Origin of the sequence: Halorubrum sp. CBA1229 (assembly GCF_003721435.2) — an archaeon.
In the GTDB taxonomy this organism is placed as follows: domain Archaea; phylum Halobacteriota; class Halobacteria; order Halobacteriales; family Haloferacaceae; genus Halorubrum.
Window position 1 is genome coordinate 1,683,750 of record NZ_CP054585.1, and the last position, 15,820, is coordinate 1,699,569.

The following is a 15,820-nucleotide window of genomic DNA, read 5'->3' on the forward strand; positions in this document are numbered from 1 at the left end:
CTGATCGAGGGCCGAACTTATCGGTTCCGAACTACTTCGAATCGCCTACCAGTTCGACCTCGAACTCGGGGACTGCGTCGTTTTCGAGGTCTGTCAGATCTCTCTGACGTTCGGTTTCTCCCGCGCCGCTCGCGTCGTCCGCGTCGATCCCGGAGAGCGCGAGCACGCGCTCGCGCGCCGCCGGCGCCGACGGCGCCACGACGACCCGCCCGTCGATCGGATCCTCGCCGACCGCGCGGAACACGTCGTCGTCGCCGTCGAACTCCGTGGCGTAGGTCCGGAGCACCGCCGCCACCCGCCGCTCCGTGTCGGCGAGGTCGGCCTCGCCGTTCTCGAACGCGCGCAGGGCGTCCTCGACGTTCCGTATCGCTGAGATGCGGTCCATCTACGTCGTCCGGAGGTGCCCCTGCTTCGGTTCGTACACCTCGCCCTTCGTCCGGAGCTTCTCGATCTCCTGTTCGGCTTTCCCGGGGTCCATCCCGATCTCGCCGGCGCGGTCGAGCACCTCCTCGATGGGCGCGCCCTCTTGGTACTCCTCCTCGATGTCCGCGATCAGTCCCTTGATGTTCTTGATGCGGTCGCGCTGGCTCTTGGAGGTGCCCGTCTCCACCACGTCGGCGTCGAACTGCCCCGTCTCGGGGTCGACGCCGATATCCTTGAGACAGGACTCGACGATGTCGGTCGCGCGGTCGGCGTCCTCGCGCTCGACGGTGTCCGAGAGCCGGAGCCGCGCGCTCGCCTCCGCGAGCCGCACCATCGCCTCCAGCTTCCGGGCGGTGACGGGCACCGGTGCGTCCTCGTCGGCGCCCTTCGAGCGCAGGTCGACGTAGAACTCCTCGATGAGCTCCTTCGCCTCCTCCGTCATCGTCGGGTAACAGGAGCGCTTCGCGTGAGCGATGTACTTCCGAAGCAGCTCGGCGTCGATCTCCGGGGCGACCTCCTGGGTCACCTCCGCCACCTGCTCCGACGTGAACTCCGAGCTCGCCAGCTCCTCGCGCTGGGTGTTGAGCTCGCCGGCGTAGTTCGTCTTGATGATGTGTTTCGCCAGCCGGGAGTCGTGTTCGGGGTCCGGGCTGTCAGTCACCGTGAAGATCAGGTCGAACCGCGAGATGAGCGCGGGTTCGAGGTCGATCTGCTCGCCGATCGGCTCGTACTGGTCGAACCGGCCGTACTTCGGGTTCGCCGCGCCGAGGAGCGAACACCGCGCCTTCAGCGTCGCGTTGATTCCGGCCTTCGAGACGGAGATCTTCTGCTGTTCGAGCCCCTCGTGCATCGCGGAGCGGTCGGAGGAGTTGTGGACGACCACGCCGTTCGCGACGAAGTTGTGCGTCTCGTCGACGGTCAGGTCGTACACCTTCGGGCTCCGCCCGTCCTCGATCCGAGCCAGGAGCGAGCGCAGTTCGTCCTTGACGGCGCCGACTTCGGCTCCGATCGCTTCGTGGAGATCGCCGAGCCTGTCGGTCTCGACGGCCCCGGACAGCCACCGCGACACGGTCGCTTGATCCACGTCGAGCGACGAGGCCACGTCGGACTGACTGACGCCGTACGCCTCGAGCGCCGCCGATAGCTCCTCTCTCGTTTCCCCGACTGAATCGCGTTCAAGCAGACTCCGCGCGCGTCGTTCGATGCCCTCGACCGGACCGCCGAGAACCTCTGCAAGCCGCTGTCGGAGCACCTCGCGACGGTGTTCGGTCGACTCCGGCGGCACCGTTTCAACCGACTCGACGCGGCGCCACTTCACGTCGCCGCGGACGAACTCGCGAAGGTCGCCGAGGTCGGTCTTCGTAATCTCGATGAGGATCCCCCGAAGTCGGTCGGCCACCGTTCGCCGAGCAGAGTCGCTCTCGCCCCACTCGCGGGAAATCCGCTGTTGTGACAGCGCCGTTCCCTCAGCCAGTTCGGACTGCGAGACGTGATACCGGCCTCGAAGCTCGGAGATGGTTTCCCACGTCGGATCCTCGCCGAGCCGGTCTCTGTCTTCGGCGGCCGTCTCCAGTCTCTCCTCGAACGCGGTCAGCACCCGCTGCGCTCGATGGAGCGACACGTTCGCGGCGCCGCTCTCGAAGTCGTGATACGTGACCGCGTCGAGCCCGCACTCGCTCTGGTGAAGCCGGAGCGACTCGCGACACTCCGCGAGTAGGCCGTCTATCTCCGGAATCACGTCGAGAATCGTGCGGTCGCCGTCGGCGGCCTCGACGACGCAGTCGAGCGCCTCCGCCTTTCGGGTGGCGGTGAATCCGATAGCGCGGCGGAACGCCGCGAGCGAGTCCGCGTCCGTCACCGTGAGGTAGTACACGTCTCGGCCCCCGTTTCGTTCGCGGCGCTGGAGCTGGCTCGACACGCCGAACTGTAAGAGGAGGGTCCGCGCCCCTCGAAGCAGGTCTCGGCTCGCCGACGCTATCCGAACGTTACCCGCGGACTCGTCGACGTGCCCCTCGCTGTCGGCCAGCGCGCGGACGAACGCCGCCTTCGCCGCTCGACTTCCGGTCGAAACTGGGGCCGGGAAGCACTTCTCGTCGTATCGACCGAGGTTCATCCCCGCGTCGAGGACGGCGTCGGCGTGTTCCTTCCCGGTGACTCGAACCGTCTCGGTGCCGTCGTCACGCTTCTCGCTCGGCGGACGGGTCGGTTCTGTACCGAACGCCTCCTGCGCCGCCCGCTCGAAGTCGGCCAGCAGTTCCTCGTCGGTGTTGGTGAACCGGACGCCGTAGACGCCCTCCTCCCGATCGTAGTAGACGTTCCCGTCGCCGGAGAGGTATCCGAGAACGCTCGCCATCGCGGCGTCGACTCCTCCGCTGTCACCGACGGACCCGGCGTCGATACTACCGCCTGCAGCCGCCACCGCTCCCGCGCCGTCCGTCGCTTTCGTCGGCATCTCGCGGGAGACGTACACCCAGTCGCCGTCGTCGAGCGCCGCCGCCTCGCGCTCGACGCGCTCGCCGTCGTCGAGGACGAAGAACGGGTGGTCCGCCGTCGCCGTCAGCGACTCGCCGGTCTCTGTCGTCACGCGGGTCAGCTCCGAGGGCGCGTCGTACTCGTGGACCGAGAACACGGGACGCTCGACCAGATCTCCCTCCTCGTCCATCGTCCAGACGTCCAGATCGACGTCGCGGATTCGTCGGCCGTTCGAGAGCTCCTCGATTTCGCCGTCTTCCGCGGCCTCCCGTGCCAGATCGTCGATTCGCTCCACGCGCCCGTCGGCGAGCGAGACCAGCGTGTCGCCGGTCACGCAGTCCATCTTGTCCAGCTCGTCGACCGCGGCGATCCCCTTGTCTGCGAGGACAAGAGCACCGGCTTCGAGCGACCACTGCTGGCCGTCGCCGAAGTCGTCTCTCACAGCCGCGGCCGTATTGTGCGTCACGATCCCGTTTCCGAGGAAGTTGTGGGTGTCCGGGACCGTGAGGTCGAACACCTCTTTTTTTCCGGTGTGTTCGGCGTCAACGACTTCGTCCCAGACGAGGTCGGCGTCGGCAACCTCCTCGACATCCCCGGCGATCGCGCCGAGATCGAGACTATCCACGATGGCTTTCGCCCGGGAACGACTTGGGTTCTGCCCTTTTACGATATTCTGGCGGTATGCTGTAGACCCGCCGTCTGCCCGTGCGAGTGCGCTCCCCACCGGAAGCCGTTCACCACGCCGAGGCACGTCGCGGACGATGCTGCCTAGCGCCCGTGATTTTGCAGTCGACCGGAATCCGATCTGATCGGCGAACGCGTCGAGTTCCTTCCCATAAATGGCGAGGTGCGTTTGGATCGAAGTCGATTCGATTTCGTTTCCGTCCGCCCGTGTGTAGGTCCCGCGGCGGTCACGCTCACGGGTTCGCGAACGGACGCCGTACGTCTCCAACATCAGTTGGACTTGCTCCGCGAGTTCGCCACAGACGGTCGAGAACTGGACGCTCGATCCGCCGTCGTCACGTCCGCAAACTGACCCGTCCGCATCGAACAGGCCCCGGAGGAATGCGTCAGCGTGCTCCGCTGTCGTGAGTCCGGGATCGAGACGGATGTCGTCTTTCGGCGATTCGACGCCAACGTTGGCGAAAAAGCGGGCGACGGTCGCGCTGTGAAGACGAATGCAGGGGACACGCTCGTCCTGGTACTCGACCTGGACGGACCTCCCGAATTTGGCCTCGATGATATCGGCGGCCTGTTTCAGCAGGTCCGTGTCCGAGTTCGAGATCCGGACGTGACCGCGGTTGCCCCCTCGACGCGACACCATCACGTCGCCGTCACCGAAGACGAGTCCGATCAAATACATCAGATCCGCGTCGAACTTCTCGGGGATCGTCACACCGCTTCCGTGCCGAAGCATCGCCCGTTCGAGGCCGATGTCGTCGAGATGGACGTCGAGTGCATCGAGGACCGTATCGAGCTTTTCGCGTGGAATGTGACGGTTCGAGAGCGTGTCGTAAATAAAGTCCTCCGAGAGATCGAGTTCGGCGGCCGCGTTACGAAGCGTCCCGAACTCCTCGCAGAGACGAGTGCGGAGGCGTTCGATCGACTCGTCCGTCGGTTTCAGCTTTTCACCCGTGAACTCGACGTACTCACGAACTGACGGCGATGACCGGTCGATCCCGGTGTATCGGGGAACTGCGACGTGGTCGCCAACACCGACCTCCGAAATCTCGCGCCACTCGATGCCGTGCTCGTCACAGACGAGAACCGGCGTATTGACCGACGCTTCGAGATCCTTTCCGTGTGCCGTCTCGATCCGCCGACAGGACTTCTCGGGCATTCGCCACACGTGAGAACTCTCCGCGAGCTCGATCGAGCCGTTGGCACGGTCGAACGTGTACAGATCGCGCGTCGATTCTGCGGCCGTTTCGATCTCGACCGGATCGGGATGCCGGTCTGTGGCGATCTCCCGAATCGGGACGAACCCGTCGCTCGTGTGAATCTTCGTGTCACCAACTACGCAAAGCCCCGCAGCAGATGATCCTTTACCAGACGTATAAACTGACCTTGGAGCAATATTCTCGACATAACTGATCATTTGAGACTTTCCCGTACCCGGATCCCCGATCAGGAGCATATGCAGGTCCCCGCGGATCCGCGAGCCGTCGGGGAGGTGTTTGGTGACGCCGGAGAACAGCTGGAGAATCATCGCGAGCTTCTCCTCCTCGTAGCCGTAGATGGCCGGGGCAATGGAGCCGACCATCGCCTCGTAGATGTCGTCGCGGTTGGAGAGCTCGATGATCTCGCGTTTGTCCGCCTCGGTGATGTCCATGTCCTCGAACTCCTCGTCCTCGATAGAGATGGAGACGCCGTCCATGTACAGATCGAAGATGGCGGACTTCTCGTTGCCCTGCTCGACCTGCTCGATGTGGAGGACGCCGACGCAGGTGACGTGGTCGCCGGGGCTCACCTTCCCGGTGATGTCGTCGACGATGTCGACGTCCAGCGACTGGGGGGTCTCCCCGCCGCGGAGCCCCTCGGGCGACTCCTGAATGCGGAGCTTCTGGGAGTCGATGAACTCCGACTGGTCGAAGTTAACGCGGAAGGGGCCCTGCCGCTCGCAGCCCTGACACTCGTGGGGCTCCTGGAAGCCGCCGTCGCTCTGGGGGATGTACGTCATTGTGCCGCAGCGCTGGCACTCGAAGGCGGCCTCGGTCACCTTTGGGCGGACGTCGGTCGCCTTGCGGACGATCCCCTTGACCGAGACGAGCTTCCCGATGTGGTCGTCGTGGACGCGGATCCCGCGGATGTCGATGCTCTCGGGGAGGTTCTCGATGCGGACGTGCGCGCGGCCGAGGCTGACGTCGGCGGGGAGGTCGTAGAGCCGCAGCGCCTCCTCGGCGTACTCGCGCATCTGATCCGGCTTCGTGCGGAAGTCCTCCGCGAGGTCGCGGTCGAACTGGAACAGATCGTCGTAGTCGACGTACAGGGAGCGCTGTTCGTTGGGGTATCGCTGCGCGAGGGTGCCGATCTCCTCGCGGTAGTAGTTGCGGTAGAACTGAATGAACCGCTCCGTGAGGTCCTGATTCCCGGCCTGAGCCATTACGAAATCCCTTCGTCGCCATCACGTATGAACCTCATGTTCGGAGCGGAGGTGGACTTGGCGGGCCCCGTTCGGCTCCCGAACTCGATCCCCCTCGGCCCGAGGCGGCCTCGCTACGCCTTCGTCACGAACGTCGCGTCGGCCGAGGTGCGGCCCTCGTTGAACGAGAGCACCTTGGCGCGGATCACGTCGCCCGTCGAGAGGTCGCGCGGGATGTCCTCGGTGAAGACGACGAACCCCTCGACCTTGCCGACGGCGACCTCCTCGCCGGAGTGGTGGTCGGTGAGTTCGGTGACGCCGAACTCGTACGTCTCGCCGATCTCGACGGGCGGCTCGCGCTCTTGTGCGGCGTCGTGGGCGCGCTTCGACTCCCGCGCTTCCTCTGACGGCCCGCGGAGGCGACTGACGACGGCCAACAGGACGAGCAGGGCGATCACGGCCACGGCCCCCATGACGAGCGGGTCCGACGGTATCATACCGGCCGGTCGGTCCGCGGTCACGTAAACGCTCGGGGTCGACGACGGCGAACGCGCCCGTCCGAACGGACCGCGCTCCGCCGGCCACATGAGAAACGCCTTTGCGCTGGAGCCCCCCGACTCGACGTGATGCGAACAACGCTCGGTCGCCGTCGACTCGCCCGCGAGCGTGGTGCGGCGTGAAGGTCGCGGACGCGGTGCCGGAGTTCGCCGACGCGTTCGGCTTCGAGGAGTTCAACCGGATGCAACGCGAGTCGCTGCCGGGCATCCTCGAGACCGACCACAACGTCGTCGCCTCCGCGCCGACGGCCTCGGGGAAGACCGCGCTCGCCGAGCTCGCTATCTGCAAGACCCTCTCGGAGGGCGGCACAGCGCTCTTTATCGCTCCCCTCCGCGCGCTCACCAACGAGAAGGAGAGCGAGTGGGAGCGCTTCGAGGAGCTCGGCTACTCCGTCTACGTCGTCTCCGGCGAGCGCGACCTCAACCCGCGCCGCGCCGAGCGCGCGGACGTGCTCGTGACGACCCCCGAGAAGGCCGACAGCGCCACCCGAAAGCACGACTCCGCGCGCTACTCGTTCGTCACCGACGTCGACTGCGTCGTCATCGACGAGGTCCACCTGCTCGACAGCGAGAAGCGCGGTGCGGTGCTCGAGGTGACGGTCTCGCGGCTCCGTCGGCTGCAGGACCCCCGCGTCGTCGCGCTCTCGGCGACGATGCCGAACATCGCGGACGTCGCAGAGTGGCTCGACGCGCCCGCGGAGACGACCTACGAGTTCGGCGACGAGTACCGCCCGGTCGACCTCGAGACCGGGGTGAAGACGTACTCGCACGGCTCGAACGCCTTCGCCGACAAGTACCGGCGGCTCTACCGCGCGCTCGATCTGGCCGAGCCGCACGTGCGCGAGGACGGGCAGGCCTTGGTGTTCGTCTCCTCGCGGCAGGACACGGTGCAGGCGGCCAAGAAGGCCCGCGACGAGATCACCGACCGCGACATCCCGATCGACTCGCGGGACGATTACGACTTCCACAACGAGGCGAAGGAGCTCACCAACGACACGCTCCGCCAGTCCGTTACCGACGGCGTCGGCTTCCACCACGCCGGGCTCGGGAAGGAGGATCGCGACCGCGTCGAGGAGTGGTTCAAGCAGGGGAAGATCAAGCTGCTCTTCTCGACGTCGACGCTCGCGTGGGGGGTGAACCTCCCGGCGCGCTGCGTCGTCATCCGCGACACGAAGTACCACGACCCGCTGGAGGGCGAGACGGACATCTCGCCGCTCGACGTGCTCCAGATGCTCGGGCGCGCGGGCCGGCCCGGCTACGACGACGTGGGGTACGGCTGGGTGGTCTGCGACCGCGGGGACGCCGACAAGTACCGGAAACTGCTCCGGGAGGGCAAGGAGATCGAGTCCCGACTCGCCGCCGAGCTCGAGTCGCACCTCAACGCGGAGATCGCGATGGGGACCATTCGGGGATTGGAGGACGTGATGGAGTGGCTGGAGACGACCTTCTACTACGTCCGCGCCGAGTCGAAGCCCGACGCGTACGACTTCGGCACCCTCCGCGACCGCGTGCGCGACACCCTCGACTCGCTCGTCGACGACGGGTTCGTCGCGGCCGACGACGACCTCGCGATCGAGCCGACGGGGCTCGGCCGGCTCGCCTCGAAGTACTACCTCCGTCTCGACACCGCCCGTCGCTTCCGGCGGCTCGCCGACCGAGAGACGCTGACGGTCGACCGGATCTTGGAGGCGGTCGCGTCGGCCGGCGAGTTCGACTCGGTGTCGGCGCGGTCGGCCGAGTCGGACGCGGTCGACCGGATCCTCGACGGCCACGACACCGACTTGGAGGACGGGCACCGCAAGGTGTTCGCCATCCTGCTCGCCGGGATGGCCGACGCGATCCCCTCGGACCTGCGGTCGGACGCGTGGGTGATCCGGCAGAACGCGCTCCGCCTGCTGGCCGCGCTCGCGGAGTTCCTCGACCGGTTCGCCGGTCCGCGCGCCGCCAACCTCGCGTGCCGCGTCGAGGCGCGCGTCGAGCACGGCGTTTCGCGGGAAGCGGTCGCGCTCACAGCGATCGACGGGGTCGGCTCCGGCCGCGCGGAGCGGCTCGCGGACGCCGGCCTTACCTCCCCTGCGGCCGTCGTCGACGCCGGCGCCGACGCTCTGGAGAACGCCGGGATGAGCGGCTCCGTCGCCGAGCGGATCGTCGACGCCGCCCGCGACTGCCCCCGGATCGACGTCGACTGGGGCGACTTCCCCGACGCGGTCGCCGTCGGCGAGAACGAGATGTGCGAGGTCGCGGTCGCGACCCGCTCCGGGAGCGCCCGCACGGGGATCCGGGTCACCGTCAACGACGTGGAGATGACCGCGCGGACGACGTACCTCGACGGCGAGACGCCGGTCCCGGTCGGCGTCTTCGGTCCCCCAGACGCCGACGAACTGGAGTTCGTCGTCGAGGTCGTCTTCCCCGACCTGCCGCTGATGCCCGTGCGGGCCACGCGGACGGTCCGGGTGGAGTAGGTCACTCTTCGCGTTCCCGTTTCGTGATATCCACGCGGTAGCCGTCGAGGAGGTCCCGACCGAGGAGTACGGGGTACGTCATATGATTTCGGTCCTCGATGCTCGCGGTCACGGTCTGCCAGCGATTCCCGATTTTGACATCGATCTCCACGACCGGGCGCTTCTGTCGCCCGGTTCGCGATCCGGACTTCACGTAGACCGTGTCGATGATCGGACCGGCGCCGATCTCCGCGGCGACGTCGAAGTCGATGCTCGTCCGCTGGGCGCCGGTGTCCGATTTGGCGATCACGTCGACCGCCTGCTGACCCGCGCTCACCGTCACGCGCTCGGTGTAGCCGATCGTCGTCGATCTCTCCGGCTCCGGGTCGGTCGGGGGTTTACACTCCGGGACCGAATCGTCCAGCGTCTCCGCGAGTTCAGCGACGCGGTCGGGGTCCACGCGGCCGCCGCCCCGATCGATCGCGAGGGCGGCGATGTGCGGGGCGGGACTGATCCCGGTTGCCTCGAAGAGCCCTTTAAATCCCGCCGTCACGTTGACCTCCAGAACGTACCACGCGCCGTCGCGGCACAGCAGGTCCACGCCGGCGTAATCGAGGTCGAGCGCGTCCGCCGCCTCCCGCGACAGCCGCGCCGCCTCCTCGGGAAGATCGGCGGTGAAGTCCTCGACTTCGCCGCCGACGGCGACGTTCGTGCGCCACTCGTCCGACGGCGCGTACCGCTTCATCGCGGCGACGACGCGCCCGCCGACGACGTACGCGCGGACGTCGAACGGCCGCTCCGTGCCGGTGTCGATAAACTCCTGCAGGAACGCCCGCCGCCGGGCGATGTACGGGGAGACGGCGTCGTCCGCGCCGACGACCGCCATCCGGTCTCCGTTCGTCCCGATGGCGGACTTGTGGACGGCCCTCTCGCCCGCGAGGCGGTTGCCTTCGTTGATCGTCCGGTGTGAGAGCGCCAGGTAAGCCTCCGGAACCGGGATCCCGGCCGCGGTGAGCGTCGCCGCGGCGCCGTACTTGTGAATGGCCCGGACGACGACGTCCGGCGGGTTCAACACGGGACGCGACGCGGCGTAGCTCGTCGCGACGCCGAGATCGTCGAGCGGCTGGACCGCCTTCGTCGTCAACAGCCGGTTCGCGACGACCTCCACGTCGGGGTCGAAACGGAGGCTCTCGTCCTCGATCCAAGACCGGACGTTCTCCTCGCGGAGCCAGACCGGCTCGTGACCGAGCGCGCGAACGGCGTTGAGGATCGCCTTGGTCTCTTTGCTGTTGTGGAAGCTCAACACCCCAACCCGAACGCCTGCAGCCGTGTCCGCTGTTTTCGGCGGATCCGAACCCGAGGCCTCGCTCATGTGTCGACCTACGGAAACGATACTGTTAAATGAAACACACGATTCTCCCGTCCCCGGAGTCCGGTCCGGTCGCACCGCCCACTGCTTAAATCCGAAAACGGGGCAACCCCGCCGCATGCCCGAACGACTCCGCGTGTTCGCAGGCGACTGCCGAGTGACCGAGCGCGGCGACCGCTCCCGGACCCACCGGGGGCGCGTCGTCGTCCTGATAAAGCCGGACGACACCACGCTCGTCCACGACGCCGACGGCTACCAGCCGGTCGCGTGGCTCACCCGCCCCGACTCGGTCGTCGTCGAGGGCGACGGCGGCGGGTTCTCCGTCACCGCCCGCGACGGCACCCGACGGCTCCGGGTCGTCGCCGAGGAGGCGACCGCGGGCCGCGCCCTGCCGATCACGGAGGCCGGAATCCCGGTCGGCACCTGCCCCGAGGACGGCGGGCCGCTCGTGCGCTCGCGCGGCGACGTGGTCTGTCTCGACTGCGAGGAGCGGTGGGGGCTCCCGGCGGGCGCGAGCGTCACGGACGCGACCTGCGACGACTGCGGGCTGCCGAAGCTCCGCGTCGAACGCGGCGAGCCGTTCCACCTCTGTCTCGACCCCGCGTGCGACCCGATGGAGGCGGCCGTCAGCGACCGATTTGATCGGGTCTGGGACTGTCCCGACTGCGACGGCGAACTGACGGTCAACTCCGCGCCCGGCCGCGTCTACCTCGGCTGCGAGAACTACCCCGACTGCGAGACGACGTTTTCGATCCCCGCCGGCGTCGTCGTCGACGAGTGCGCCTGCGGGCTCCCCGTCTTCGAGACGGCGACCGGCCGCGACTGTATCGACGGGAGCTGCGAGCGCGGGGCGCGCGCGGCGGGTGAGGAGAAATAGCGAACCGGGCGAACCGAACCGGCCGAAGCGAACCGAACCGACCGAAGCCGCCTACTCCGCGAGCTGCTCGCGTCCCGGCGCGATGAGGCGGTCGAGGTACTCGGCGAGCGCGCCCTTCGCGTCGGCCGGGTGGAGCTCGCCGGACTCCAGGTCGGCCTCCAACGCGTCGTAGTCGTCGTACGCTAAGTCGCCGCCGTACTCCTCGGGGCGCTCGACGCGGACCGTCTCGAACCGCGGAAACACGTGGTACTCGAACACCTGCAGGACGGGGTTCTCCCGCGCCTCGCCGTCGTCGGTCGGCTCGGGGTCGGCGGTCGGCGGGCAGTACGCGTCGTTCACCTTCGACTCGATATCCGCGCGGGAGTCCTCCATCGAGATGGTGACGCCCTCGCTAGAGGACATCTTCCCGCGGCCGGTGCCCAGGTCGGCGATGAGCGGCGTGTGGAGGCTCGTCGGCGGCTCGCGGTCGATGCTCGGAAGCACGTCCCGCGCGAGCATGTGGACCTTGCGCTGCTCCATCCCGCCGACCGCCAGGTCGACGCCGAGGTACGGGATGTCGAGCGCCTGCATCAGCGGGTACACCGCCTGCGACACCTTCACGGAGTCCCCGGAGGTGATCTCCGCCATGGCGCGCTCGGCCCGCGCGAGCGTCGTCTCCAGCTCCAGCGCGTGCAGATCGAGGGTGTAGTCGTCGTCGAGCTGGAAGTCGGAGCCGAGCACGAACTGCGTGTTCGACTCGTCGAGCCCGTAGGCGATGAACTGGTCGCGCATGCGCTCGGCGGTGTGGCGGATGTCCTCGAACGACCCCTTGTCGTTGAGGTAGGCGTGTACGTCGGCGAGCAGCACCGTCACCTCGAACCCGGCCTCCTGGAGGTCGATGAGCTTGTTCGCGGTGAGCATGTGCCCGATGTGGAGGACTCCCGAGGGCTCGTAGCCGACGTACGCCCGCTTCCCGTCGGGGTCGTCGGCCAGCGCCTCGATCTCCTCCTCGGTGACCACCTCGGCCGCGTTCCGGGTGATCCGCTCGTAGGCGTCCATACGCAGGAGTTGCGGTTGTCGGACATATGACTTCTGGAAGCGTGCGGACGCCTGGCGAGGGGCGTCTCCGCGGAGCGCCGTCGGCACCGTCGGCCTCGTTTCCCTGCCGGCCCTACTCCTCGGTCTCGGGGAGCGTCCGCCCCGCCCGGTGCTCGGAGATGATCCGGTCGAGGTGCTCCTGTTTCTCCGCCTTCTGCCGGCGCTCGGCCCGCCGCTCCCAGTCGTCGAGGGCGGCCTCCAACTGCTCCTCGCTTGCGACCGCCAGCTCGTCGACCTCGCGCACGGGCACCGCGTCGACCGGGACGACCGGCACGTCGTGGTCGAACAGGACCTGGTCGGCGACGTCCGCGAGGTTCCCGTCACGGATCACCGCCCGCGGATCCGTCTCGGCGAGCCGCTCGGCGGTCCGACGGCCCGCTCCCGAGGCGTCCCGGAGGTAGACGACGTCGCCGGCGACGAGCCCGTACGCTTCGTCGGCGGCCTCCAGCGCGTCGAGCGTGAACTGCTCGACGACCTTCACGCTGACGAGCCCCTGGTCCGCGGCCACGTCGTCGAAGTTGGAGTGGTCGAGCCGCCACAGCTCCTTCAGCGTCTCCACTTTCCCCTCTAACTCCTCGACGGTCTCCCGCGCCTCGTCGCGCTCGCGCTCTAGCCGGTCGGTCTCGCGTTCGAGCCGCGAGACGGCCCGCCGGGTGCGCGCCTCGATGCGCTCCTCGCGTTTCGCCTCTTCCAGCTCCCCCTCCAGCTCCGCGATCCGCTCGTCGCGCTCGGCGAGGTCGGCCTCCAGCGACTCGGCGTGCGACTCCAGCCGCTCGACGCGCTCGCGGAGCCGGCGGATCGTCTCCTCCTCCTCGGTGCGCTCGGGCTCCGTGGGGTCCGTCTCGTCGGCGTCGGTGTCGCCGCTCCCGCCACCGTCGCCGCCGTCGTCCTCGCTGAGGTCGGCGATGACGGACTCCACGGAAGCGTCGCCGGCGACGACCCCCGCGATCACCGCCTCGCGGTCGAGCCGCGGCGGCGTCTTCGCCGCGATCCGGTCGAACTGATCCTCGTGGTCGTCGTAGGCGTACAGGGCCGCCGCCAGCGCGTCGCGCTCGTGGTCGTTGTCGTAGCTCGCCTCGCGGGTCCGGTGGAGCTTCTCGTCGACGGGGAGGTCCGTGGTCGGCCGCCACCCGGCGGCGTCGAACGAGCGCCGGAACTTCTCGACGGTCTCCGGCATCGGCTCCACGTCGGCGGCGACGATGATCGGGCGGCCCTGCTCGATGATCCACTCGGTCACGTCGGCCGTGTCGGCGGTCCGCGAGGAGTACAGCGCGTGCACGGTGCCGTCGAGTCCCACGACGGCCGCAGCGGTCGTCGTCCCCGGGTCGATGCCGACGATCACCCTATCGCGCCGCTGCACCAGCGGCTCGTACTCGATCCCGTCGCGGCGCTCTCGCTCGACCTCGACGCGCACGTCGCCGGCCCGCGAGTTCGACACGGGGATGTCCTCGGGGCGCGCCTCGACCGCGAACGTCGCGTTCGCGTAGCCGCCGTACTTCTCGGTCACGTCGCGCTCGAAGTCCAGGTTCGCCTCCTCGAGCTTCGACTGCACCTGTCGGGTCCGCTTCCGGACGTTGCCGTGGATCCGGCGGGTGTAGCGGTCCTGACTCCACCCGCCCTTCCCGGTCGAGCGTCCCCGAGACACCTTCACCGTCGTCTCGTCGGTGAACGCGGTCACCTCGTGGCCGACGTTCGCCGCGGCCAGCCGGGCCGACGCCTCGGCCTCCTTCATCGGTTCCTTCCCGTATGGGATTCCGTGGCGGGAGGCGACCCGCGAGAGCGGCTCCGGCCGCTCCGCGCCGGTCACCTGCACGAGCCGGGTGCCGTCGGGCAGCGACCGGAGGAACCCCACGAGCTCGCCCTTGTCCGCCGCCAGCTCGTAGGCGTTGTCGGTGGCGACGTAGAGGGGCTCGCGGTCGTCGATCAGCCGGCAGAGCTTCCGGAACGACACCACGTCGCGGGTCACCCGCGCCATCGGGCCGTCGGCGTCGGGCGCGTCCGGGTCGTCATCGTCGACGGGGTCTAAGATGACGAGGGCGTAGGAGGGGTCGTCGCCGCGAACGTCGCCGCTGTGCACGTCGACGCCGAACACCGGCCGGTCGCGGGCGCGGATGGTCCGGGTTGTCACGGATTCACGTAGGCCGTTCGCGCGTATATACCCCACGCCGAGTGTGGCGGTTTCGTCGTGGGATCCGGTTCAGTAGCTCCGTGGGGACCCGACTCTTCGAACGTGAGGTCGCTCGAAACGGAGGTCGATGCGGTATTTAAAGGGCGACGAGCTGCGGCGAAGATAGCTTATAAAATCGGATGCGGTGGCGCGTGCCCGTGAGCGGCCGGCAGGCCGCGAACAGCGAGGGACCTTCGGTCCCTCTGGCAGCCGGCGGCTTTGCCGCCGGCGACGGCACCGCGCGAGGGAGTCGGTGGTCCGGAGCGAAGCGACGGACCACCGACGAGGCTGGGGAGGCGTGAGGTGTGGTTGCGGTGCGGTCGGGGTGGGACTCAAAGGGGCAGCCGCGAGGGCGAAGCACGACGACGCAAGCACTGCGGGGAGCGAGCACCGCGAGCGACCGAAGCGCGCAGCGAGTCGCGCGAGTCCTCGCGGCTGGGGCTTTGGCGGTGTTCACCGCAAAGCAACCAGTCACGTAAACCCGAACGGCCGAGGCTTCGGATGTCTTCTCCGCAGCGCCGCCGTTCGCTGATAACTATCCGACTCAGTACAAGTCCTCGAGGTCCTCCTCGACGTGGGTGTGCTCGTCGGCCGGGAACGCGCCGCTCTCGACGGCCTCGCGGTACGCCGCGACGGCGTCGGCCATCTCGCCGCGCACGTCGCCGAACTGCCGGGAGAACGGGGGCGACCACTCGCCGAGCCCGATCGCGTCGTTGATCACGAGCACTTGCCCGTCGCAGTCGGGGCCCGCGCCGATGCCGATGGTGGGAATGTCGAGCGCCTCGGTCACCGCCCCCGCGAGGTTCGCCGGGACGTGCTCCAAGACGAGCGCGAACGCGCCGGCCTCGGCGTGCGCTCCCGCGAGTTCGACGATCTCCTCGGCGGCGTCCTGATCGGTCCCCTGTCGCGTGTACCCGCCCAGTCGATTGACGTGCTGGGGAGTCAGGCCGAGGTGGGCCATCACCGGGATCCCGACGTCGGTCATGTGCCGGGTCATCGAGACGGTGTGCGGGCCGCTCTCGATCTTCACCGCGTCGGCGTTCGCCTCCTTCACCAGCCGGCCGGCGTTGCGCACGGATTCGCTCTCCTCGACGCCGAAGGTGAGGAACGGCATATCGGCGACGACGAGCGCGTCCTCGGTCGCGCGGGCGACCGCCGCGGTCCGGCTCGCGACCTCGTCGAGCGTCACGGGGAGCGTGGAGTCGTACCCCAAGGCGGTGTTCCCCATGCTGTCGCCGACGAGGATCACGTCGATCCCGGCCTCGTCCACGACCGCCGCGGTGGGGGCGTCGTACGCGGTCAGCATCGTGATCGGCGCCTCGCGGTCCCGGAGTCCCCGCGTCGTGGTCATACCC

The 15,820-nt window shown here is 68.3% G+C and carries 9 protein-coding genes; 2 read left to right on the forward strand and 7 right to left on the reverse strand.

Features of this window, described 5'->3' with window-relative positions; translation table 11 throughout:
* Nucleotides 1-31 precede the first annotated feature (31 nt).
* The 3 genes from Hrr1229_RS08330 to Hrr1229_RS08340 all read right to left on the reverse strand — a co-directional run bounded on the left by Hrr1229_RS08330 (nucleotide 32) and on the right by Hrr1229_RS08340 (nucleotide 6,474).
* Entirely contained in the window at nucleotides 32-385 is a 354-nt protein-coding gene (locus Hrr1229_RS08330) for a hypothetical protein (protein WP_123113330.1), read from the reverse strand.
* Nucleotides 386-5,998: an LAGLIDADG family homing endonuclease gene (locus Hrr1229_RS08335; protein ID WP_123113329.1), complete on the reverse strand. Its 5,613-nt coding sequence runs from the start codon at nucleotides 5,996-5,998 to the stop codon at nucleotides 386-388.
* A gap of 113 nt (nucleotides 5,999-6,111) precedes the next feature.
* A complete protein-coding gene (locus Hrr1229_RS08340; RefSeq protein WP_123113328.1) occupies nucleotides 6,112-6,474 on the reverse strand; it encodes a hypothetical protein in 363 nt (120 codons plus the stop codon).
* Between the two features lie 179 nt (nucleotides 6,475-6,653).
* Here Hrr1229_RS08340 and Hrr1229_RS08345 point away from each other — a divergent pair, with 179 nt between their 5' ends.
* Entirely contained in the window at nucleotides 6,654-8,996 is a 2,343-nt protein-coding gene (locus tag Hrr1229_RS08345; RefSeq protein WP_123113327.1) for a DEAD/DEAH box helicase, read from the forward strand.
* A gap of 1 nt (nucleotide 8,997) precedes the next feature.
* Here the strand turns inward: Hrr1229_RS08345 and Hrr1229_RS08350 are convergent, their stop codons facing one another.
* Nucleotides 8,998-10,347 (reverse strand): RimK/LysX family protein, encoded by a 1,350-nt coding sequence (locus tag Hrr1229_RS08350; protein WP_176329384.1) that lies wholly within the window; start codon nucleotides 10,345-10,347, stop codon nucleotides 8,998-9,000.
* A 115-nt stretch (nucleotides 10,348-10,462) separates the two neighbouring features.
* Here Hrr1229_RS08350 and Hrr1229_RS08355 point away from each other — a divergent pair, with 115 nt between their 5' ends.
* Entirely contained in the window at nucleotides 10,463-11,221 is a 759-nt protein-coding gene (locus Hrr1229_RS08355) for a topoisomerase DNA-binding C4 zinc finger domain-containing protein (RefSeq protein ID WP_176329385.1), read from the forward strand.
* A gap of 51 nt (nucleotides 11,222-11,272) precedes the next feature.
* Here the strand turns inward: Hrr1229_RS08355 and Hrr1229_RS08360 are convergent, their stop codons facing one another.
* From Hrr1229_RS08360 to panB, 3 genes are all read right to left on the reverse strand, one after another.
* Nucleotides 11,273-12,259 carry a tyrosine--tRNA ligase gene (locus Hrr1229_RS08360; RefSeq protein ID WP_123113326.1) on the reverse strand — a complete coding sequence of 329 codons (987 nt, stop codon included), beginning with the start codon at nucleotides 12,257-12,259 and terminating at the stop codon, nucleotides 11,273-11,275.
* A gap of 112 nt (nucleotides 12,260-12,371) precedes the next feature.
* Nucleotides 12,372-14,426, reverse strand: coding sequence for a DUF460 domain-containing protein (locus Hrr1229_RS08365; protein WP_123113325.1), 2,055 nt, complete (start codon nucleotides 14,424-14,426; stop codon nucleotides 12,372-12,374).
* Between the two features lie 583 nt (nucleotides 14,427-15,009).
* Nucleotides 15,010-15,816, reverse strand: a complete 807-nt coding sequence (gene panB / locus Hrr1229_RS08370) for a 3-methyl-2-oxobutanoate hydroxymethyltransferase (RefSeq protein ID WP_123113324.1) — start codon at nucleotides 15,814-15,816, stop codon at nucleotides 15,010-15,012.
* Nucleotides 15,817-15,820: the final 4 nt, after the last annotated feature.